This window comes from Hymenobacter duratus, from assembly GCF_014698995.1.
GTDB lineage: Bacteria > Bacteroidota > Bacteroidia > Cytophagales > Hymenobacteraceae > Hymenobacter > Hymenobacter duratus.
The window spans coordinates 830670-852442 of the sequence record NZ_JACWZZ010000002.1; the positions used below are offsets into that span (position 1 = coordinate 830670).

The following is a 21773-nucleotide window of genomic DNA, read 5'->3' on the forward strand; positions in this document are numbered from 1 at the left end:
ACTTTTGTGGCTTGACTTTTTCGGCCCCATGTGGGCCATGTTTTTAAGACTCTCCCCATGCAGCACCTCAGCGAACAGGAAATCATACGCCGCCAGAAGCTGGAAGAGCTTCAGAAGCTCGGCATTGAGCCATATCCGTCCGAGCTGTTTGACGTGAACTTCTACGCGCAGGAAATCCACGATAACTATCATGCTGAGCTGAACAACTTTCAGGATGTAAGTCTGGCAGGCCGCCTGATGTCGATTCGGGTGAAGGGCAAAGCGTCGTTTGCGGAGCTGCAGGACGCTTCGGGCCGCATTCAGCTCTACATCAACCGCGACGAAATCTGTCCTGGCGAAGACAAGGAGCTATACAACACCGTATTCAAGAAGCTGCTCGACCTCGGCGACTTTATCGGCGTAAAGGGCCATGTGTTCAAAACCATGGTAGGTGAAACATCCATCCATGTAACCGGCCTGACGGTGCTGAGCAAGAGCCTGCGCCCGCTGCCCGTTGTGAAAGAGCGCACCGACGAAGCCACCGGCGAGAAAGTTACGTACGATGCCTTCACGGACCCCGAGCAGCGCTACCGCCAGCGTTACGTGGACCTAGTGGTGAACCCGCACGTGCGGGAGGCCTTTATTAAGCGCACCCAGCTGGTGCAAGCCATGCGCAACTACCTCAACGACAAAGGCTATCTGGAGGTGGAAACCCCGATTCTGCAGCCCTTGTACGGTGGCGCGGCGGCCCGGCCGTTCAAAACCCACCACAACACGCTGGACATGACGCTGTATCTGCGCATTGCCAACGAGCTGTACCTGAAGCGCCTGATTGTGGGCGGCTTCGATGGGGTGTACGAGTTCAGCAAGGACTTCCGCAACGAGGGCATGAGCCGGTTTCACAACCCGGAATTCACGCAGATGGAGCTGTATGTCGCCTACAAAGACTACTACTGGATGATGGATCTGGTGGAGGAAATGGTGGAGCGCGTGGCCTTGGCTCTGCACGGCAAAACCGAAGTGCAGGTGGGGGAAAACCTCATCAACTTTCAGCGCCCCTGGAAGCGCTTCACCATGGCCGAATCGATTGAGCACTTCACGGGCTTCAACATCGATGGCAAGAGCGAAGATGAACTGCGCGCTGCCGCCAAGGAGCTGAAAGTAGGCCTCGACCCGAGCATGGGCAAAGCCAAAATTATTGACGAGATCTTTGGGGAGCATGTAGAGCCCAAGCTGATTCAGCCCACGTTCATCACCGATTACCCGGTGGAAATGTCGCCGCTGGCCAAGAAGCACCGCAGCAAGCCAGGCTTGGTAGAGCGGTTCGAGGCAATCTGCAACGGCAAGGAAATCTGCAATGCCTTCTCCGAGCTCAATGACCCCATCGACCAGCGCCAGCGCTTCGAAGACCAGTTGGAGTTGGGAAAGCGCGGCGACACGGAAGCTATGGTACTGGACGAGGATTTCCTGCGGGCTCTGGAGTACGGCATGCCGCCTACGGCCGGACTAGGAATCGGCATCGACCGGCTGAGCATGATTATGACTAACTCCGCTTCTATTCAGGATGTGTTGTTTTTCCCGCAGATGAAGCCGGAAAACACGAAGTCAGAAAATGCGCCGAAGCCTGAAGCTGGTGCATAAGCAATAGCACCACAACCTGCTAAAAATCAGAAAGCCTCCCGCAGTAAAGAGCGGGAGGCTTTCTTTTAAAAACTGACTACGTTTTCTGTTGAATAGCGGTTCTGAAGAAGCTTACACAGTGCCTGTATGATTTTACTGTCAGGTCTTGTTAACCCATTCTCTGACAGAAGCTCTACAGCTGGCAATTTTACGACAGATGCATATCCAACTCTTTGTAAGCCGGTTATATATTCTTGAACGGAAGTTTGCCTATGGGGTTTCAGGCTGACTGAAAGAATTTTCTGCTGAGCTAAACTGGCCGGACAAAAATCAGAAAGCCTCCCGCAAAATATAGCGCGGGAGGCTTTCCTTTTAATATAACTGACTTACCCTTCCAACCGGGGTTGATGGAAGAAACTTGCGATGGACGTACTAGATTTTACTACCAGAGGGTTTGAATAGCTCCAGTAGAAGCTCAGTCGTCGGCAATTTTACTTCTAAGAACTTCTCCGATTTTCTTTCAAGTCGGTTATATCTTCTTTAACGCCCTATTCGAATCAGGGTTTCAGCAGAGGCACTTTTTTTATTAGCTATGGCTGGTATAGCCAGGGAAATGGCGCCCGTCGCTGCCGATGCCATCATAGTCTGAGTCTGCCTCGTCGGGGCTAGCACTCGGCTGCCCAATAGAATTGAGCAGGCTATCGGCGGCAGAGCGGTCTGCTTGCTGACGGTCGGCCGTGGGGCCGGTAGCTTTGGCACTGCTGAATCGGTCTAAACCGTCTTTCAGGAGCTTATTCAAGTCGCCGCCGAACTTAGAGGCTGATTTTTTGAGCCCGGAGCGAGTTTCATCACCGGTTTCGGGAGCCAGCAGCAGCCCGGCAACAATGCCAGCAGTAGCGCCAGCCAAGAGTGACAGAATTACTTTGCCTTTCGTGTCTTGCATACCGCAATGAATAGTGGAAGTGAAAAGATGTAACGCCAGTATATCGGCTTGGAATGATATAACGTCTGAACGGCGCATTGGTTAAAAAAAAGCGTCGGCCTTCCTAAGAAGACCGACGCTTTTTTTAGGGAGCGAATGACCTACAGGTCGTTCAGCATCTTTACTACTTCACTTTTGGCTTTGCCCAGCTTGTTCTGAAGACGGCCAACCAGCTCATCGCCTTTGCCTTCCGTGTAGTCCAGGTCTTCATCAGTGAGCTGCGCGTATTGCTGCTTCAGCTTGCCTTTCGAGGCATTCCAGTCGCCTTTCAGTTTCAGGCTGCTGCCCGTTCCGGTCAGGCCCATATCTTCCAGCTTCTCAACGTAGCCTTTGAACTTAGAATCCAGCTCTTCACCGTACTTCGACAGCTGCTCACCTAGCTGGCCGCTGTATTTGGTGGCAGCGCTGCCAATCTTGTCACGGGTAGCTTTGCCTTTGTCCGGAGCCATCAGCAGGCCGGCGATAATGCCAGCGCCAGCGCCAGCCAAAGCAGCGAGGAGAATTTTTCCGGAGTTGTCTTCTTCGTGATACGACATGATGTAGAGGGAGAGAAAGGTGATGAATGAATTGCAGGTGGGTGGCAAACGGCCGCTACAATACAGCAGGCCGCAAACGCAAGGCCGAAGCCCTACTGTACTTATGCCATTCTGATGCCTAATACGCGGTGCGGCGACGCGGGTTTTGGTCCGGCTCAAAAAAGATATATTCTGCGCTATACTGGCAGGACCAAGGGCCGCTACTCCTGACAGCAGCCTCGTATATGCTCCTGAACTTCTACTTTCACGCCCTCCTCCTTCCAGTTGTGCTGCTATGATAAAGCTCCTTCCTCTACTCCTGCTGGCCGTTGCCTGCAACCGAGCGATACCGCCCACCACTGATAGTGCCACCTGCATCGACCCGGCCAAAATCCGCAAAGATGCTATGTGCACTATGCAGTATGACCCTGTGTGCGGCTGCAACAACGTAACGTATGGCAACGCTTGCACAGCCACCAACGCTGGCGTGCTCAGCTTTACGCCCGGCGCCTGCCCCGGCAGTTCTACTCCCACTTCTCCCCGCTAAATCCAATGTCTGAAAAACGCTATTTCCGCCAGCAAAATCCTTTCCGGGTTCCCACTACCGATGGCAAGCTAATTGAAGAACACATTGGGCTGGCTAGCACCCGTACCGGACAGTACAGTGTAGCGCATATGGTAGCTCCGCCACAGTGGAGCGAACCACACCAGAATCCGGAATTCGACGAAGTGACCATCGTGGTGCGGGGCCGCAAACGGTTTGAAATAGATGGTGACGTGGTAGAACTACGTGCCGGCGAATCGTTGCTGATTAAAGGCGGCGCGCGGGTGCGCTACTCCAATCCGTTTGAAGAGGAGTGCGAATACTGGTCTATCTGCGTGCCGGCCTTCTCGATGGATACTGTGCACCGCGAGGAATAGAGTGCCGGCCCATACCCTGTAGTGCTATGCCGTGGTTGCTGCTTTCAGCATCCTGCTTATCTTGTTCCGTTCATCACTCAACCCAACATGGATCAGCGCATTATCAATCTGTTCGACGAGTACACCCATGCTCCGCTTACCCGCAAGGAGTTTATTGAGCGGCTGGTGAAGCTCGCCGGCGGTACCGCGCTGGCTATGTCAGCGCTGGCGGTGCTGGAGCCGGGCTACGCCCAGGCGGCCACCGTAAGCGGCCAAGACGACGATTTGCTGCTAGAGGACGTGACCTGGAACGGGGCCGACGGAGTGCAAATGAGGGGTTACCTCGCACACCCTAAGTCAAAAAAGAAACGTGGGGCTGTGGTGGTCATCCACGAAAACCGGGGCCTGACTCCCCACATCAAGGATGTGACGCGTCGCGTGGCCAAAGCCGGGTATTTGGCGCTGGGCGTTGATGCACTTTCGCCGCTGGGTGGCACGCCCGCCAACGAAGACGAAGGCCGGGCCCTGATTGGGAAGCTTGATGCGCAACAAAACCTGCGCAACTACCTCTCGGCCCTCGCCTACCTGCGCCAGCATCCGGAAAGCAACGGCAAAACCGGCTGCGTGGGCTTCTGCTGGGGCGGTGCACTGGCCAACCAACTCGCCCTGAACGATCCGAAGCTCAATGCGGCTGTCGCCTACTACGGCACTCAGCCCAAAGACGCAGATCTGTCCAAAATCAAGGCGCATCTGATGCTGCATTATGCCAGCCTAGATGAGCGGGTGAATGCCGGTAAAGACGCGTACGAAGCAGCCCTGAAAGCGGCCGGCGTGAAGTATGAGCAGTACGTGTATGAAGGCGTAAACCACGCCTTCAACAACGACTCCTCCCCTGCCCGCTACAATGCTGAGGCTGCCGACTTGGCCTGGGGCCGTACTCTGAAGCTCTTCAAGGATAAGCTGAGCTAACGCCTTTTCCGCCGTGTTAGGACTATCTTTCTTCAGGTAGAATACAAGCCAAAGCGGCCCCACCAGAACTGGCGGGGCCGCTTTGGCTTGTACTAAGTATCGAGCCTACATCCGAGTGTCCGGCTTGGCGGCGGGCAGCGGCTTGCGGGGCAGTTTCTGGTCGCGCATGGCGGCCTGGTACACAAACGAGGCTACCAGCACGGATGCTTGCTTGAGGTCGTCGGCGGGGAGCCGCTCATAGGTGTCCATGTTGGTGTGGTGGGTGCGGGTGCCATAGTCGAGCGGATCCTGAATGAACTGGAAACCGGGCAGGCCCACGGCATCAAACGAGAGGTGGTCGGTGCCGCCGGTATTGCGCAGCGTGACGGTAGTAGCACCCAGGTCGGCGAAAGGCTTGAGCCAGTCCTGGAAAATAGGCGCGGCAGCTTCGTTGCCCTGCGCATAGATGCCCCGGATTTTGCCAGCACCGTTATCTAGGTTGAAGTAGGCGGCCAGCTTCTCGTGTTCCGGCAGCAGCTTCATGGTGGCGGGGTCGGCGAAGTGGTTCTTGACGTAGTTGCGGGACCCGAACAGACCCTGCTCCTCCTCACCCCACAGCGCAATCCGGATGGTGCGGCGCGGCTGCACGCCAGTGGCTTTCAGGATGCGCACGGCCTCCATCATGATGGCGCAGCCGGCGGCGTTGTCGGTGGCACCGGTGGCAGCGTGCCAGGAGTCGAGGTGGCCGCCCAGCATCACCACTTCGCTTTTCAGCTTCTTATCGGTCCCCGGAATTTCGGCTACCACGTTGTAGCCTTTCAGGTCCTGGGTCTGGAAGCGGGTGCGGGTTTCCAGCTCAATTTCAACGGGAATCCCGGCTTCGGCGAGGCGGATAAGGCGCAGCTGGTCTTCGGGAGCCATTTCCAGCTCAGGCAGTACAGGCTTGGCATCGGCGGCGTAAGGGGCGCCGTTGCTGGTGAAAAACGTGCCATCGGAGCCGCCTCGGGTGCTCAGAATGGCCGCCGCACCTTCGGCTTGTACCATGTCGGCGAGCTTGGTGCGCAGGGCAGCCTGCGCGCGGCGGGTTTTCATCCGCTCCTCCATATCCGTGTTTGCCGGAGTAGCGGCTGGTGCCTCCGGCTTGAAGTCCGCCATCTTTTTCAGCTCCTCCTCGGTGTGGCGGCGGGCATCCGGCTCGAAGGAAGGTTTAGGCGGATTTGCCACCTCGAAGAGCACAATTTTGTCGCGCAGTTGGCCCTGATATTTGGCCAAATCGGCTTCGGTAGCCGCTTTCACCACGACTACCTGCTTTTTGAGCGCGCCGTTGGTGCCGGGCGTCCAGGCCTTGGGCGCGCCAATCATAGTGTGGTAGTAAGGCGCCGTCATGGCCACATACGACTTCTCGATGTCCCAGCCACGGCCGAAGGTGCCCCAGGGCTCCACGTTAGCCTTCACAAGGCCCCAGTCGGTGAGTTGCTTTTTAGTCCATTCGTTGGCACGGGTCAGGCCATCGGAGCCGGCTAGGCGCGGACCGCAGACGTCGGTGAGATAGAAGGCCGTTTCCATCACCTTGGAGCGGTTTAGGCCTTCATCTTTGATTTTGGCCAGCATGGCCGGATCGGCTTTCGTGCCTTGCTGGGCCAAGGCGGGAGCCATAACGGCGAACGAGCCGGCCAGCGCCAGGAATCGAAGTGTATTCATTGCGTAGGTTGAGTTGGGTAAAGAAGCCTCGAAAACTAAAGTACCGGGAAAATGAGGTGCGTTGCGCGGAAGAGGAATATCTTCCGCCCCAAAAGTGGCTCACTCTTTATTTCCCCCATTCTTTATCCTCTGCTTCTCTCCGTGAAACTCCTCCAAATTTTAGCGCTACTCCTATTTCTGCCGGTGCTGGCCAGCGCCCAGATGCCCGCTCCCGACAGCAGCTACACTGCCAAACTGCAGGCGCCGGGCGTGAAAATGATACCCATTGATGGCAAGTATAAGGTCTGGACCCAGAAGGTAGGCGTCGGCAAAATCAAGCTGCTGGTGCTGCACGGCGGCCCCGGCAACACCCACGAGTACTTCGAGAATTTCCCGCAGTATCTGGCTAAAGAAGGCGTAGAAATCTACTACTACGACCAGCTCAACTCCTACCATTCCGACAAAACCGACGACAAAAGCGTCTGGACGATAGCGCGCTTCGTGGAGGAAGTGGAGCAGGTGCGGCAGGGCCTGGGGCTGGAGCAGTTTTATCTGCTGGGCCACTCCTGGGGCGGTATGCTGGCGCTGGAATACGCGGCCAAGTACCCGCAGCACCTCAAGGGCCTCATTACGTCTGATATCGGCTACAAGGCCACGGTGTTCAACAAGCATCGTTTCAGCCAGTACGCCGCTATTATCAGGCGCAACGCGGCCAAGGAGGGCAAAGTCATTGCCGGCCTCGATACAATGGGCCTGATAAGCCTGGTGCCGTATATCACGCCGGCCGTCACGAAGGAGTTCCGCAGCCTGCACATGATGCGCCTGCCGCAGGAGCCGGCCATATTCACACGCAGTCAGGCGCACGTTACGCGCACTTACGCGGGTATTTTCATGCCTTTTATGCTCGCCTGGGACTTTTCCGACCGGCTGGCCACCATCAAGCCGCCCACGCTGGTTATCGGCGCGAAGTACGACTTCATTCCGCCGGCCGACATCGACTACATGCAGCGGTACATTCCGAACTGCCAGAAGTACATCTGCCCCGAAGGCTCGCACTACGCCATGTGGGACGACCCGCAGCACTACTTCCCGGCCCTGATTAAGTTCCTGCGGAAAACAGAGCGGAAAGGGTAACTTCAGTTTCCATCTTACTCACTCTGCTATGACCGTCGAGTACATCCGCTACCGCATTGCCGCCGGGCAGCCGGCTTTTATCGAGGCCATCCGCCAGGCCAACCAGCTGCTGGCCGCCGCCCCCGACTGCCTCAGCTACCAGCTCAGCCACTGCGAGGAAGACCCGACGCTGTTTATCTGGCGCATCGAGTGGACGTCCGTAGAGCGGCACCTGAACGGCTTCCGCAAGAGCGCCGAGTTTGGAGCCTTTTTCCAACTGGTGAAACCGTTTTACACGAGTATTCAGGAGATGAACCACTATGCGGTGGTGGGGTAGAAAACGTCATACTGAGCTTGCCGAATCATCTCTACCGCCTCATTGAGTTACCACTTCAAAGAAGTGGTGGATATGCTTCGGCAAGCTCAGCAGGATAATTCTTAAACGCGTCCAGAAACCATCTTTAGCAAGCCGTGAAAAAGCGGATTATCACTTTATTCTCGTTCATTTCACTCTGCTTGTTGCTGACAAACTGCGTTGCCGTCAGCAAACGAAAATCGTGGATGTGGCGCAAGTTGAAAACCGATACCACCTCAATTCCTTACGTGGGATTTATTGAGATAAATCTGCTCAAGGAAGTCCTCTGGTTACCGACTCCGATTATCATGACAGAAGTTAATTGCTCACGCAATTATTTGCTCGACATTGATTTTCACACGGAAGAAAGAAACGTGTATAACAGTCTTGACTCAATACGTTACAGCATTTCTAGCCCGAATAACAGAATAATTGACGCCGGAGTATTGCCTATTAAGAACGGCCGGTTTAGTATCCGCTCGTATTCGCCCGGAATCTACCGGGCTCAATGCACGACGGAGCCCGGTATACGCCTGGGCAAACAGAAACAGGAGCTCAATGGCACTTTCACTATCTACGCCACTGACAGTAGCGGCAGGGCCAAATCAATTTATATCAGCAACGCCAGCCTCAATTATTACAAGCCTAAAATCATGAGCTTCTTTTAGCTCTTCCTCCGCCCCATAACCCCACCCTCGCCTCACTCGTCTAACCGGCTACTGCTTACTTAGCCGATTACGCATGAGTCTTTGGGAAATTATCAAGCGCCTGTACCCGTACGTGCTGCCCTACCGGGGGCTGGTGCTGGCCACGCTGCTGCTCACGCTGGTGGGCTCGCTGGCGGCGCAGGTCAATCCGTTTGTGCTGCGCTACACTGTGGATACGGTGCAGGGCCTGCTCAACCAGAACCTGGGCCTGGCGCAGGGCATGGATTTGCTGCTGGTCGTTACGGGGCTGCTGCTGGGCAAGGAAGTCATCAACACCGGCATTCAGTTCGGACAGAAGTTCTACGGCGAGAAAATCCGCATCAACGTGTCCAGCACCCTGATTCAGGATGCGGTGCACAAAGTGCTCAGCTACGAGCTGGGCTTCTACTCCGACAGCGGCAACCAGACCGGCAAGCTTCAGACCCGCATCGACCGGGGCGTGGAAAGCCTGATGAAGCTGGTGCAGAACTTCTTTATCGACATTCTGCCGCTGTTCGCCAACTCCATTGTGGCTCTGGTGATAATGTTCATGGCCAACGTGTATGTGGGGCTGGTGGCGGTGGCGGTGCTGCCGGTGTACTTCTGGCTCAGCTACCGACAGGCTGATAAGCTGAACGGCACCCGCCGGGCCCTGCGCGGCCTGCGCGAAGCCCGCAGCCAAGGCCTCGTAAACCTGATTGACTCGGCGGTGGTCATCAAGAGCTTCGTGCGCGAAGACTACGAGGAGCAGAAGCAGGCGCAGGTGCAGCAGAACTTACAGGCCGCCCAGCTCCAGACGCGCAAAACCAACTTCCTCTACGACGGCCTCAAAACCTTCACCGAGCAGATTGGCGTGGTGCTCATCATCATCCTGACGGCTTATCTGGTGCTCGATAGGCAGATCAGCATTGGGGCCATCATGTTCCATATTCTGCTCTTCAACAACGTGTCGGCGCCCATCCGGCAGCTGCACCGCATCTACGACGAGATGAACGACGCCCTCACCTACTCCGAAGGCTTCTTCGATATTCTGGATGCCCACGATGCCGTGGAGCCCACCGGAACGCTGCAGCCCGACCACCTGCGCGGCACCTTCGATATCTGCAACGTCGACTTCACCTACCCCAGCGGCACCCAGGCCCTGCACGACGTCTGCCTGACCATTGAGGCCGGCAAAACCACGGCGCTGGTGGGCCTAAGCGGGGCCGGCAAGAGCACCATCATCAACCTGCTCTGCAAGTTCTACGCCCCCGACCACGGCAAAATGCTGCTCGATGGCAAGCCCCTGGCCGACTACGACACCCACGCCCTACGCCAGCAAATCGGGCTGGTGCTGCAGAAAAACCACATTTTCAAGGGCACCATTGAGGAAAATATCCGCTACGGCGTGATGGACGCTACCCTTGACCAGATAAAGGCTGCCGCCAAGCAGGCCTATCTGCACGAGCAGATACTGGAGCTACCGAAAGGGTACGATTCCGATGCCCAGCAGCTTTCCGGCGGGCAGCAGCAGCGTATTGCCATTGCGCGGCTGTTCCTGAAGAATCCGCCCATCATCTTCCTCGACGAGCCCACCGCCTCCCTCGATGCCATTGCCACCGAGCAGATCAAGAACTCGCTCGATGCCATCAAGCAGGGCCGCACGGTAGTCATTATCTCGCATAGCCTCGCCCAAATCGTCGATTCTGACTGTATCTACGTGATGAAACAGGGCCGCATGGTGGAAAGCGGCACCCACGAGCACCTCTACGACCTGCGCGGCACCTACCGCGAAATCTTCGACGCCTCGGCCCGCAGCCTCAACATCGAGAAGCTGGCCCGTGTGATGGTAGACGACGAGGACGAGGTGGGCGACACGGCGGCGTAACCATATAAGCTTATGTCTTATTATTACTGGTCACCTAACTGCAGTTTCAGATGCCTTTCGATAAGTCACACTACATAGCTGAAATGAAAGCTATGGTAACTATAGCAATTCAACGAATGAGAGTTGAATACAGAGACTATGAAGTCTACACCATGAGCATATGGACTGACCCTAACGAAGGTACCAGCTCTATTAACTTCGACAGCAAGACTCATTCAGATCAACTAGCCAATCATTATAATCAGTTAATACAAAAGCATTATGATAGCTATATAGAAAAAGGAGATTATGAAAAAGCCAAATTGTATGCTCCTGTGGAAAGCAGAAACGATAATCCAGCTGTTTTTGAGCTTGCTGATTTCGTAGAGACTCAGCATGTAGGGATAGAACTCAATTGGGAATATGAGTCAGATGGAAAATGCTGGAATATACTAACTCCACTTCTGCAGGAAGTAGGCGATTATGCTTTCGAACAAGTAAAAATTCTTAAGCTACATTCTGATTTTGAGTTAGCAGTGAACGGTCCCAACGACTGGTATGAATTAACTTGGCCGAAATAATAGCATCAGCAACGAAAAGGTCAAACTGGGTGTAGAGGCAATGCTCGTAGCTGAATGAATAATATGCTTGAATAGCCTTTCTGTAAATTGTTATAGCACGTTTGCATGGTCAATTCAGACTACAACACTATGACCCTCGACCTCACCGGTATTACCAGCAAGGCCGCTATTCACCAGCTGTTCAAGGAAAAGCTGGGCTTTGAAGAGTGGTACGGACCGAGTTGGGACGCCTTCTGGGATTCTATCATAGCTATAGTGGAAATGCCACCGCTGCTGACGCTGACCAACTGGCAGGAGTTTGCCAAGCATTGCCCCCGCGACATGGAGATTCTGCGGCAGGTAATCGAGGATTACGCGGAGGAAATGGCGCCCAAGCGCATTGTGTTGGCCTCAAGCCCAAACACGAAGTAAGACAATCCGGGTGTTCGGCTGTTGTAACAGCTTGTGCCGTACTAGAAGCGGTATTTCTGAACTTTCGAACCCCAGCATATGAGCAATATTGCCCTTGTGGTAGGTGCCAGCGGCATCATCGGCAGCAACCTGGCCCGCGAGCTACTGGCCCACAACTGGACCACCTACGGCTTGGCCCGCACTCCCCGCCCCGACGACGTACCCGGCCTGCACCCCGTCGCTACCGACCTGCTCGACCCCGCCAGCCTGCAAACTGCGCTGGCTGACCTCGCGCCTACCCACATATTCATCACCAGCTGGATGCGGCAGGATACCGAGGCCGAAAACATCCGTGTGAATAGCCTGATGGTACGCAACCTGCTGGATGCGCTGGCGCCCCAACACTCGGTGCAGCATGTGGCGCTGGTAACGGGCCTCAAGCACTACCTGGGGCCATTTGAGGCCTATGTAAGCGGCGGCGTGGCTCCGCCTACTCCGTTGCGCGAGGAGCAGCCCCGCCTCCCCCTCGACAACTTCTACTACGCCCAGGAAGATGAGGTGTATGCCGCTGCGGCCCGCGACGGGTTTACGTGGAGCATCCACCGGCCGCACACCATCATTGGGAAGGCCGTGGGCAACCTCATGAACCTGGGCACCACGCTGGCCGTGTACGCCAGCATCTGCAAGGAAACCGGCCGGCCCTTCCGCTGGCCTGGCTCCGAAGCCCAATGGAACGGCCTCTCCGACGTAACGGACGCCCGCATCATTGCCCAGCAGTTGCGCTGGGCCGCTACTGCCGAAACTGCCCGCAACGAGGCCTTCAACATTGTAAACGGCGACATATTTCGCTGGAGCTGGCTGTGGCCGCGCCTGGCCGCGTGGTTTGGCGTAGAAGCCGTGGGCTTCGATGGCACCGTGCATCCGCTGGAGGCCGAGCTGGCTAATGACGGTGCCGTGTGGCGCGAAATTGCCGGGCGCCATCAGCTGCAGGAAGCCGACCTCAGTCGCCTTGCCTCGCCGTGGCACACCGACCTGGACCTGGGCCGCCCCATCGAAGTAATGACCGACATGACCAACAGCCGTAAGCGCGGTTTCCTGGCCTACCAGTCCACCGAGGACTCCTTCTTCGACCTGTTTGAGCAGCTGCGCACTGACCGGCTGATTCCCTAGAAAAGCCGACACAGCCTATTACAGCGGCCTCAGTGAATCTTAGCAGCTTGGCTACGACTCGCTGAAGCCGTTTTGGCTTGATTTCGCGCTTGGCTAGCCACAGTTTAGCGGCTTGTTCTTTTGGTTTCGCATGAGTCAGCTTACCACAGGCGCTGTTATCTGGTTTCGGCGGGCTTGAAAGTCTCTTTTCCTCCAGAATTGGTAATCCGGGCATCATCAGCAAGTGGTTGGTTTGTGTACTGGAGCGCATAAAGACTCTTCTCCTATCTGGCAGTCTAGCCGAAGGATAGCTACCTTTCCGGGCTCCTGAACCTGTTCAGCCCATCAACTGCACCACGTGCTTCATTTCGCTTTCCTTACCATAAGACTTACGGGGGCGCGGCGTTTCAACTGCCTGCTGCCCCTTGTTCTGGCGCTACACGCCGTCCTGGCTAGTGCCCAAAACGCTCCGCTTGCCCTCCAGCCCATTAGTCTGCCACAGGAAATTGCGGACCGTAACAATCAGTTTTCCGGGCTTTATATCCACCACCATCAGCTGCTCCTGCTGTCGGAGAGCCGCCTGCAGGAGCGCGCCGAGCCGAAAGTATATGGCCTGGACCTCGCCAGCCTGGACCGCCAGCTAGCCGGCCGCTCGAAGGAACTGGCCTATAAAAAATACACCATCCGAGGGCTGGATGCGGTGAGAACCAAGCTCGACAGCGCGGGCACTATTTACGAAGGACTGGAAGGCCTGACTATGCTGGACGGTATGCTGTACTTTTCCATCGAAACGGCTACCGCTTCGGCATATTGCTACCTGGTGAGAGGGCGCCTAGATGATGCCCAGGCTATCATCACGCTGGATAGCGGGTACCTACTGCCCCTGGCAAAACCGACTCTTCCCAACGGCACGCACATCTACAATGCCGGTTTCGAGGGGCTGGAAAGCCACGGCCAGAACCTGTTGCTACTCTTTGAATACAACTACTTCCCGCAAGGCAACTATGCCCTGGCATTGCCTGGCGCGGCAGCCACTGCTACTACTTTGCGCCACGTGCCGCTCCCCCCGGTGCCTTTCCGCGTAACGGATTTGGTACGGGAGGGCAAAAACCGCTTCACCGCCATCAATTACTTCTACAACGGCCCCGATGACAGCGTGTACCGCCCCGCGCTTATCGACCCAGCTACCCGCCTTATTCGGCAGGATTCCAGCTACCAGAACTACTGCCGGCTCATCAGCCTACGCTACAAACGCCACGCGCTGCGTTGGAAGCCGCTGTTTGAGTTGCCCAGAGAATACATGACGTACAACTGGGAAGGACTAGCGGCGCACCGTGGAGGATATTTTCTGATCAACGACAAATACGGTCCGTCCAATCAATCTATCCTACTTTACGTCCGAAAAAAAGGCCGCAAGTAAGCTTACGCCGAGTACCGTCTGTTCCTCTCAGGCCCTAGCATACCACATTCGTGTTGCCATCGGCAAGAAAAAGTGGCGGGCGGAGCAGGCGGTAGTGGTTGAATCTGAGTGGGAGCCGTAAACACAACAGGCGCGGGATTTTTCCGCGCTTCGCCCCGCGGCGGAACTCTGTACCCGGCATTTGCTTCCATGCACAACTTCACTGTAGAACGCCTCACATTCGATACGCTTACTGAACTACCCAATTCCTGGCAGCCCGCTGACTACAAAGCCATTCTGCGCAAAACTGGCTACGACAACCCCGACGAAATTGCGGCCGACGAGCTGACTGCCATGGCCCAGATGGCCCTCACCGACCTGGAGCCGACCGAAGCGGCCCAACTGGTGCTGGAATACCTGTTTGAAGACCAACTCAGCAGCGGCCAGATCGAAAACCTGGCCCACCAGATGCTGACCGAAAAACTGTGGGAAGAAAACCCGGAGCTAGACCAGCACGAAGGCTTTTTTAAAGCCACCCAACTGCTTTATACCGCCTACAATGGCAAGTTTCCCAGGGCCGAAGCGGTGCAGTTTCAGGTGAAGCTCACGGCTGAAAATCCCGAAGCCCTGGCCCTGTTTGATACCGCTCCGGAAGCGCCGCTTCTGCGGCTGCTGGCCCAGGGCATGCCTGATAACACGCTGCTCAAACGCCTGTTTCACGAGCAGCTCGACGGCACCAGTTTCCCGGAAGCGCCCAACATCATCTGGCAGCTGACACCTTCGCAGAAAACGGCTACGTCTGTTGTGTTCGAGGTAGTCAGTTCGGCCTATTGGCTCGATGATTTCAAATACGCCGACACGTACCAGGCCGCCACGCAACCCGATGTAACACCAGAAGAAGCCGCCTGACACAGGAGGCCAGTTTTTTGCTGACCAAAAACTACGAGGCAGGCCTATAGGGGACTTGCCTCGTCGCTTTTATGGCTGTTCCCCATATTTGCAGCTGTGTACTTGTCTATTCATCAAATCCTTCCCCTGGCTATATGACCACCTCACTAAAGCGCGGCGACGGTAGCGTGTACCTTACCGTGGAGCGCAACCGGCCGGCCGGCTGGATTCATGCCCGCTGGTACGGTCGCCAGACGCTGAGCACCGTGATAGACGGCGGCCTGACCTACGTCGACATGCTCCGCGAAGAACCCTGCTCGAAACTGCTCAACGACCACCGGGACCTGATTGGCACCTTCACCGACGCCAACGACTGGATTGAACAGGTCTGGACTCCCCTCATTATGGGAGCCGGGCTGCGCTCTTTCGCCCAAGTGCTTTCCCCCGATATTTTCGGCCAACTTTCCATCGAGAATCTGCAGCTCCGCATTGGTGGCTTGCTTCACATGCACATGTTTGATAGCTTGGAATCGGCTCAGATCTGGCTGCAGGACCAAGAATAGACCGTCCTCATAATTACTTTCATCATTCTATACATTCTAAGATCAGCTGTCTATACCAGTATGCCTATTCAATCTAGTATCTCCCGATTTCGGGCATACAGCACCATGTTAGCGTTGGTCAGCAGTATTGCCAGCACCCACGCCCAGACGCCGGAAGAAGCTGGCAAGCTCTACGTGAGCGGCCAGCTGGACCAGCTTATCGCGCAGGGCGAAGCATCATTGCGCAAAAACGACCAGCAGCCCATCCTGCACTTGTTCGTGGGCCGGGCCTATGCCGACCAGAACCGTTTCTCAGAGGCAATTCCGCACTTGGAAAAGAGCCTCCAGGCCCCCGCTGGCACCGATGGCGTGAAAGTGTGGAGCCTGGGCTATTTGGGCACTTCCTACTACTTCACCGACCAGCCAGGCAAAGCGCAAGTGGCCTTGGAGGAGTGCGTGGCCATCAACAACACCCAAAACGCCACCAAATATGCCCAGCGCCGACTGCAGGGCTACCAACTGCTACCGTTTTATGCGGGCTGGAAAGTGGTGGAAACGGCGCATCTGCGGCTGCACTTCCAGTCGCCGGAGCAGGTGACGGACCTGGCGCAGTACGCCGCCGAGCGGGAGCAGGCGTATCAGGCCATCAGCCAGAAATTCCCAGCTTCACTTTCCAAGAAAATCGACTTCTACGTCTGGAACAATAAGGCCGATGCTAAGCCGCTGTTGCAGCGGGAGCTGGGATTTGCCGTGCCGGAAGCCATGCTGCTGAATGCTCGCCAGGGCCAGACCCGGGGCCACGAGCTGGCGCACGTGCTGGTGCAGCACAGCCTGCAGCCAGTCCAGCGGGCTAAGCTGATTAACGAGGGCATTGCGGTATACCTGGACCAGACCAGCACCAACCGCATGCAACGCGCCCAGCAGTTCGCGCAGGGCCGCGCCGATGTGTGGCGCCTCTGGGAGCACCCTGAAGAAGCCGACGAAGGACAGCTGTACGCCGTGGGTGGTGCCCTGTTGGAATATCTGGCGGCCCATGCCACACCCGAGCAATTCCGGGCCCTCCTGAAAGACCAGCGGGCTGAGGCCAATCGCGCAACGCTGGGGCCGCTAGTAGCTGCTTTCGAGCAGGAGTTGGCTAAACCAGAATAAGCCCGTGTTGAGCGACGCTATTTGCCCGGGTTCCAAGGTTGCTGACTAGCGAAGATGCGCTTGGGCGTATACTGCTTTGCTTCTTTGCCGGTGAGTTGCCGGGCCCATTCCACCCGCTTATCCAGGGCTGCGCCAGGGCCGGTGGAACGGTATTCGGCGTAGCGGGCGGTTTTTTCGTTTTCAGGGTTTTTCCAGTTGTCCCAGCCTTCGGGCCGGATGTGCGGGCCCATGTAGGTGCGCACATACACCGCGCTGCCATACGGCCGCCCCAGCGACACATTAGTGGCCAGCGTGGCATCAGCTTCCAGCCGACAATCCAGAAACACGAAGCCGTAGGGTTGCTCCTGCGGCGTGGAAGCCGCCGTGATATGGGAGTTCTTCTTGCTGACGATGGTGCAATGGTCGAAGATGGCCGTGCTGGCCCCGAAGATGAAGTCGGTGGTGCCTTCGATGTGGCAATTCTGGAAATACTGACGGCTGTGGGCAGTAGCCAAAAACAGCGTGTCCTGGTCGCCGAGGATACGGCAGTTGCGGAAGGTGCACCGGTCGGCTTCTACGTGTAGGGCCACAGCTTGCCCGGCCGTGCGGCCGGCCGTATTCTGGAACGTCAGATTCTCGGCCGTGAAGTCGGCGCCCTGAATCAGGACTGAGTGCGAGGTGTAGGTGTTGATGGCGCCTTTGCCGCTGTGGTCGTCGAAAGTGAGAATGGTCTGGTCCCGGTCGTCGCCGATGAGCGAGATATGCACCTTCAGCACCGGCACCACCAGCTTTTCCTTATACACGCCCTTCCGAATACGAATCACGGTGCGGGTCGGCGACTAATTGGGCACGGCATCAATGGCCTCCTGCACCGTCCGGAACTGCCCGCTCCCGTCTTGCGCTACCACTATTTCGGCGGCCGGCCGGGCATGCACGGCAAAGACGAACAGGAAAAGCAGCAGGCTGAGTACGGTGGATTTCATAGGTAAGCGGGGCAAACTGCTTGTTGGCGTTGAATAGTGGAGGTTATTCTTTGGTCGGGTCCCAGCCGCGCAGGACGTTGGGCAGGGTATACTGCCTGGCTTCTGCTTCGGTGAGCTGCTTGGCCCACGCCACCCGCTTAGCGGGCGCCGCACCGGGGCCGCGGCTCTGGTACTCGGCGTAGCGGGCGGTTTGCTTGTTGCTTTCCTTTTCCCAATGGTCCCAGCCTTCGGGTTTGATCTGCGTGCCCAGCTCGCAGCTCAGGAAAACCGTTTTGGCGTATGGCCGCCAGGGCCGGCCAAGGTAGAAGCTGCCAGCCGGCGCGTCGCCGGTGATTCTGCACCGGTTGAACACGTAGCCGTAGCGGGTGCTGTCGGGCGTGGAAGCGGCCGTCACGAAGCCGCTGGTTTTGCAGAAAATGGTGCAGCTCTCAAACCACGCCGTGCTGCTGCCGAAGATGAAATCCACGGTACCCTCGATGTAGCAGTCCTGGTAATACTGGCGGCTGCCGTAGCCGTAGGTATATAGCGTGTCCTGAAAACCCAGGAAGCGGCAGTTTTTGAACCGCGCCTTGTCGCCGGCTACCCATAGGGCTACCGCCTGCCCCACCGGCCCCGACGAATTCTGGAATGTCAGGTTTTCAGCCGTGAAATCGGGGCCGTAGATGTAGCAGCTGGCCGAGCCGGACGTGCCTTTGTCTTCGCCGAAGATGTTTTTCTTCTGGTTGTAGTCGTCGTAGGTGAGGATGGTTTTTTCGCGGTCCTCGCCCACTATTTTCACGAAATGCTTGGAGCCGGCCAGTAGCAGCTTCTCCTTGTACACACCCTTTTTGATGAAGATGGTCGTGACTTTCTTCCGGAAATCAGGCACGGCGTTGAAGGCTTCCTGCACCGTCCGGAACTGCCCGCTGCCGTCCTGCGCCACCACAAAATCGTAGGATGGCGGGGCACCAACTGCCCGGCCCGGCGTGAGCCAGCACAGGGTCAGCAAAACCAACGCTAACAGACCGCAGAAGGCCTTGGCGGGGTACAATTTCATGCAAAAACAGGTGGGGTGGCGAGGGTTAACAACGGGCATGATACCGTAAACCCGCCGCTTATCAGCACCAATTCCGCGCTATTTCCGCGCAAACGTTGCCGGGAACGTTGCCACATGCCGAAAGCACCTGACGCCCAGAAACCTTTTGCCCAGGACCACACAAAAAAGCCCGACCAACCGGCCGGGCTTTTGATTCATTGTGCAGCAGAAACCTACGAATTGGCTTTCGACATCAGCTCTACAATCTCCTCGGAAATGCCGGTGGTGCTGAAGCCGCCGTCGTGCATGAGGTTCTGCATGGTCACGTAGCGAGTCAGGTCCGAAAACAGCGAAATGCAGTAATCGGCGCAGGCTTCGGCTGGAGCGTTGCCTAGTGGCGAGAGGCGGTTGGCGTACTCGTAGAACGCATCGAAGCCGCTGATACCAGTGCCGGCCGTGGTTTTGGTCGGCGACTGAGAGATGGTGTTCACGCGCACTTTCTTGAGTTTGCCAAGGCGCTGGCCGTAGCTACGGGCAATGCTTTCGAGCACCGCTTTGGCCTGCGACATATCCGTGTAGTCGAGAAAAGCGCGTTGCGCGGCAATGTAGCTCAGGGCTACAGCCGAGCCCCATTCGTTGAAGGCATCCTGCTTTTCGGCCACGGCCAGCATCTTGTGGAACGACAGCGCCGACACGTCCAGCGTCTTCTGGAACCACTCGTAGTTCAGCTCGCCGTAGTGCTTGCCCTTGCGGATGTTGGCGCTCATCCCGATGCTGTGCAGCACGAAATCCAGCTTGCCGCCAAAGTGCTCCTGCGCACCCGAAAACAGCTTCTCCAGGTCTTCCATGGAAGTAGCATCGGCCGGGATGATAGGCGCGTTGCACTGCTCGGCCAGCTTGTTGATTTCGCCCATGCGCATGGCCAGCGGGGCATTGGTAAGTACAATGCGGGCACCTTCGGCGTGGGCCTTCAGGGCCACTTTCCAGGCAATGGATTCTTCGTTCAGCGCGCCGGAGATGATACCGACTTTGCCCGCGAGCAGGTTACTAGCCATATAGGGAGTGGGGAAATGTTGACGTTTGAAGTACAAAAGAGGCAAAAAAATAGAGAACGTCACGTTTCAGTAGCTTGAATAAAAAGAACGTCATTCCTCGACTACGCTCCACTTCGCTCGGAATGACGTTCTAATAATTCTTCGCTCCTTCTATCCCACCAGCTCCTCGCCGCGCATGGCCAGCAGTTCGCGGGCACTCTGGTAGGCGTGCTGGCTAGGCTTGGCCCCCGAAATCATCTGGGCAATTTCCTGAATCCGCTCCTCCAGGCTCAGCAGCCGGATGCGGCTCACGGTGCGGTCGGCGCGGTCTTCCTTGTACACGAAATAATGGGTGTCGCCGGCGGCAGCCATCTGCGGCAGGTGCGAGATGGTGATGAGCTGGTGTTTTTTAGCCATCTGCTGCATCATGCGGCCCACTTTCACCGCAATTTCCCCGCTGATACCCGTATCAATTTCGTCGAACACGATGGTTGGCAGAGCCGTCTTGTCAGCCAGCATGTACTTGATGCACAGCATCAGGCGCGAGAATTCACCACCGGAAGCCGACTTGCTCAGCGTCTGGGGCTGCGCGCCTTTGTTGGCCGAAAACAGGATGCTGATAATGTCGATGCCGCTGGCGGCCGGCGCACCTTCCTGGTGCTGCACCACAATGCGCGAGTGCGGCATGCCCAGATCCGCGAGTAGCCCAGCCAGCTCCTTCTCAAACTTCGGGAACACCTTGCGGCGGGACCCGGAAAGGCGCGTGGCCTGTTTGGTTACCGTAGCCAGCGTGGCTTCCGCGTCGCGCCGCAGGCGGTTTATCTGCTTATCGAGGTTGAGCACAGAGCTGACTTTGTCGCGCAGGTCGGAGCGCACGGCCAGCAGCGCCACCACGTCGCGCACCTGGTGCTTGCGCTGCAGGCTGTAGAGCACGTTCAGGCGGCCCTGCAGCTCGTCGATGCGAGCCGGGTCGCCTTCAGTGCGGCGTTCCACGGCTTCTATTTCGTCGGCAATATCGTGCAGCTCAATCAGGCAGCTGTCCAGCCGGTGCTTCAGCTCGCGGGCCGCTTCTGAGTACGGGGCAATCTGGCCCAGCAACGTAGCGGCGTCTTTCAGGGCACCCGTCGCGCAGTACTCGCCTTCGCTCAGGGCCTGCAGGGCGTTGGTGAGCTTGTATTTGATTTCCTCGGCGTGCTCCAGCTCCTTTACTTCCTGCTCCAGCTCATCCTGCTGCTCGTTGTCGAGGCGGGCATCTTCCAGCTCACTGAGCAAAAAGCTGTGGTAGTCCAACTCCTTGTTGGCCTGCGCCACTTGGTCTTCCAGGGCTTTTAGGTCAGTTTCGAGCTTGCGATACTGGCGGTAGGCGTTGCTGTACTGGGCCCGCACAGGTACCAGCCCGGCATATAGATCCAGCAGATTCAGTTGAAACACGGCGTCCCCGAGCAGCAGCGTATCGTGCTGAGAATGAATGTCCATCAAATTGGCTCCGATGTGGCGCAGTGTTTCCAGCGTCACGGGCGTATCGTTCACGAAGGCCCGGCTCTTGCCGCCCGGACTTATCTCGCGCCGCAGAATGCACTGCGCGTCGTAGTCAAGGTCTTCGGACTCGAAAATGTCCTGCAGCTGGTAGCTGCTGATGTCGAACTGGCCCTCAATCACGCACTTCTTATCCGTGTCAAACAGCATGCGCGAGTCGGCGCGGTTGCCGAGCAGCAGGCCAATAGCCCCCAGCATAATGGACTTGCCGGCGCCCGTTTCGCCGGTGATAATGTTGAGGAGCGCCGAAGGCTGCAGTTGCAACTGCTCAATCAGGGCGTAGTTTCGGATGCGGAGGTCAATGAGCATAGCCAACCAAATGAAAAGCCGGACGACCGGCCGTAGCTGCCAAAAAATTGTGCTACGGACCAGTTATGCTAAACCGGGTCTAGTAGCTTTAGCAAAACTACTAGTTCACTTAGTCAAATGCCAACAAAATTTGCAACAAGACTTTTGTACTACGAAGCGGTGCTTCGCTGCCTGGATAGCTCTTGTTGTTAAGGA

Annotated in this window: 23 protein-coding genes; 15 read left to right on the forward strand and 8 right to left on the reverse strand. The window is 56.8% G+C overall.

Features of this window, described 5'->3' with window-relative positions; translation table 11 throughout:
• Positions 1-57 precede the first annotated feature (57 nt).
• Positions 58-1620, forward strand: a complete 1563-nt coding sequence (gene lysS / locus IC231_RS11455; RefSeq protein WP_190784633.1) for a lysine--tRNA ligase — start codon at positions 58-60, stop codon at positions 1618-1620.
• Between the two features lie 565 nt (positions 1621-2185).
• On the opposite strand, the gene IC231_RS11460 is transcribed toward lysS, so the two are convergent.
• A complete protein-coding gene (locus IC231_RS11460) occupies positions 2186-2542 on the reverse strand; it encodes a YtxH domain-containing protein (protein WP_190784634.1) in 357 nt (118 codons plus the stop codon).
• Positions 2543-2682: 140 nt separating this feature from the next.
• Positions 2683-3117, reverse strand: coding sequence for a YtxH domain-containing protein (locus IC231_RS20350; protein WP_185887334.1), 435 nt, complete (start codon positions 3115-3117; stop codon positions 2683-2685).
• A gap of 274 nt (positions 3118-3391) precedes the next feature.
• On the opposite strand from IC231_RS20350, the gene IC231_RS11470 reads away from it, so the two are divergent.
• From IC231_RS11470 to IC231_RS11480, 3 genes are all read left to right on the forward strand, one after another.
• The gene (locus tag IC231_RS11470; protein ID WP_190784635.1) at positions 3392-3643 is read left to right on the forward strand and encodes a Kazal-type serine protease inhibitor domain-containing protein; all 252 of its coding nucleotides are present in this window, start codon (positions 3392-3394) and stop codon (positions 3641-3643) included.
• Between the two features lie 5 nt (positions 3644-3648).
• On the forward strand, positions 3649-4017 hold the full coding sequence (locus IC231_RS11475) for a cupin domain-containing protein (protein WP_185887336.1): 369 nt from the start codon (positions 3649-3651) through the stop codon (positions 4015-4017).
• A gap of 87 nt (positions 4018-4104) precedes the next feature.
• The gene (locus IC231_RS11480; protein ID WP_190784636.1) at positions 4105-4965 is read left to right on the forward strand and encodes a dienelactone hydrolase family protein; all 861 of its coding nucleotides are present in this window, start codon (positions 4105-4107) and stop codon (positions 4963-4965) included.
• A gap of 105 nt (positions 4966-5070) precedes the next feature.
• Here IC231_RS11480 and IC231_RS11485 read toward each other — a convergent pair whose 3' ends face one another.
• Positions 5071-6645 (reverse strand): M28 family metallopeptidase, encoded by a 1575-nt coding sequence (locus IC231_RS11485; protein ID WP_190784637.1) that lies wholly within the window; start codon positions 6643-6645, stop codon positions 5071-5073.
• Between the two features lie 141 nt (positions 6646-6786).
• Between IC231_RS11485 and IC231_RS11490 the strand changes: the two genes are divergently transcribed.
• The 11 genes from IC231_RS11490 (at position 6787) to IC231_RS11540 (ending at position 16722) form a co-directional block, all read left to right on the forward strand.
• On the forward strand, positions 6787-7758 hold the full coding sequence (locus tag IC231_RS11490; protein ID WP_190784638.1) for a proline iminopeptidase-family hydrolase: 972 nt from the start codon (positions 6787-6789) through the stop codon (positions 7756-7758).
• 28 nt (positions 7759-7786) lie between these two features.
• Entirely contained in the window at positions 7787-8074 is a 288-nt protein-coding gene (locus tag IC231_RS11495) for a putative quinol monooxygenase (protein WP_190784639.1), read from the forward strand.
• A 134-nt stretch (positions 8075-8208) separates the two neighbouring features.
• Complete coding sequence (locus tag IC231_RS11500) at positions 8209-8760, forward strand: hypothetical protein (protein WP_190784640.1); 552 nt, start codon at positions 8209-8211, stop codon at positions 8758-8760.
• A gap of 73 nt (positions 8761-8833) precedes the next feature.
• Positions 8834-10645 (forward strand): ABC transporter ATP-binding protein, encoded by a 1812-nt coding sequence (locus IC231_RS11505; protein WP_190784641.1) that lies wholly within the window; start codon positions 8834-8836, stop codon positions 10643-10645.
• A 50-nt stretch (positions 10646-10695) separates the two neighbouring features.
• Positions 10696-11205 carry a hypothetical protein gene (locus tag IC231_RS11510; RefSeq protein WP_190784642.1) on the forward strand — a complete coding sequence of 170 codons (510 nt, stop codon included), beginning with the start codon at positions 10696-10698 and terminating at the stop codon, positions 11203-11205.
• A 105-nt stretch (positions 11206-11310) separates the two neighbouring features.
• The gene (locus tag IC231_RS11515) at positions 11311-11616 is read left to right on the forward strand and encodes a barstar family protein (protein ID WP_190784643.1); all 306 of its coding nucleotides are present in this window, start codon (positions 11311-11313) and stop codon (positions 11614-11616) included.
• Positions 11617-11694: 78 nt separating this feature from the next.
• Positions 11695-12765, forward strand: a complete 1071-nt coding sequence (locus IC231_RS11520; protein ID WP_190784644.1) for an SDR family oxidoreductase — start codon at positions 11695-11697, stop codon at positions 12763-12765.
• Positions 12766-13102: 337 nt separating this feature from the next.
• Entirely contained in the window at positions 13103-14164 is a 1062-nt protein-coding gene (locus IC231_RS11525) for a hypothetical protein (RefSeq protein ID WP_190784645.1), read from the forward strand.
• Between the two features lie 189 nt (positions 14165-14353).
• Positions 14354-15052, forward strand: a complete 699-nt coding sequence (locus IC231_RS11530) for a hypothetical protein (RefSeq protein WP_190784646.1) — start codon at positions 14354-14356, stop codon at positions 15050-15052.
• A 134-nt stretch (positions 15053-15186) separates the two neighbouring features.
• On the forward strand, positions 15187-15594 hold the full coding sequence (locus IC231_RS11535) for a hypothetical protein (protein WP_185887348.1): 408 nt from the start codon (positions 15187-15189) through the stop codon (positions 15592-15594).
• A gap of 60 nt (positions 15595-15654) precedes the next feature.
• Positions 15655-16722, forward strand: a complete 1068-nt coding sequence (locus IC231_RS11540; RefSeq protein ID WP_190784647.1) for a tetratricopeptide repeat protein — start codon at positions 15655-15657, stop codon at positions 16720-16722.
• A 17-nt stretch (positions 16723-16739) separates the two neighbouring features.
• Here IC231_RS11540 and IC231_RS11545 read toward each other — a convergent pair whose 3' ends face one another.
• From IC231_RS11545 to recN, 5 genes are all read right to left on the reverse strand, one after another.
• Positions 16740-17525, reverse strand: a complete 786-nt coding sequence (locus tag IC231_RS11545) for a pectinesterase family protein (protein ID WP_211539005.1) — start codon at positions 17523-17525, stop codon at positions 16740-16742.
• Between the two features lie 15 nt (positions 17526-17540).
• Positions 17541-17684 carry a hypothetical protein gene (locus IC231_RS20050; protein WP_211539007.1) on the reverse strand — a complete coding sequence of 48 codons (144 nt, stop codon included), beginning with the start codon at positions 17682-17684 and terminating at the stop codon, positions 17541-17543.
• Between the two features lie 43 nt (positions 17685-17727).
• Positions 17728-18720, reverse strand: a complete 993-nt coding sequence (locus IC231_RS11550) for a pectinesterase family protein (protein WP_190784648.1) — start codon at positions 18718-18720, stop codon at positions 17728-17730.
• Between the two features lie 212 nt (positions 18721-18932).
• Positions 18933-19754 carry an enoyl-ACP reductase FabI gene (locus IC231_RS11555; RefSeq protein WP_185887353.1) on the reverse strand — a complete coding sequence of 274 codons (822 nt, stop codon included), beginning with the start codon at positions 19752-19754 and terminating at the stop codon, positions 18933-18935.
• A 150-nt stretch (positions 19755-19904) separates the two neighbouring features.
• Entirely contained in the window at positions 19905-21578 is a 1674-nt protein-coding gene (recN, locus tag IC231_RS11560) for a DNA repair protein RecN (protein ID WP_190784649.1), read from the reverse strand.
• Positions 21579-21773 lie beyond the last annotated feature (195 nt).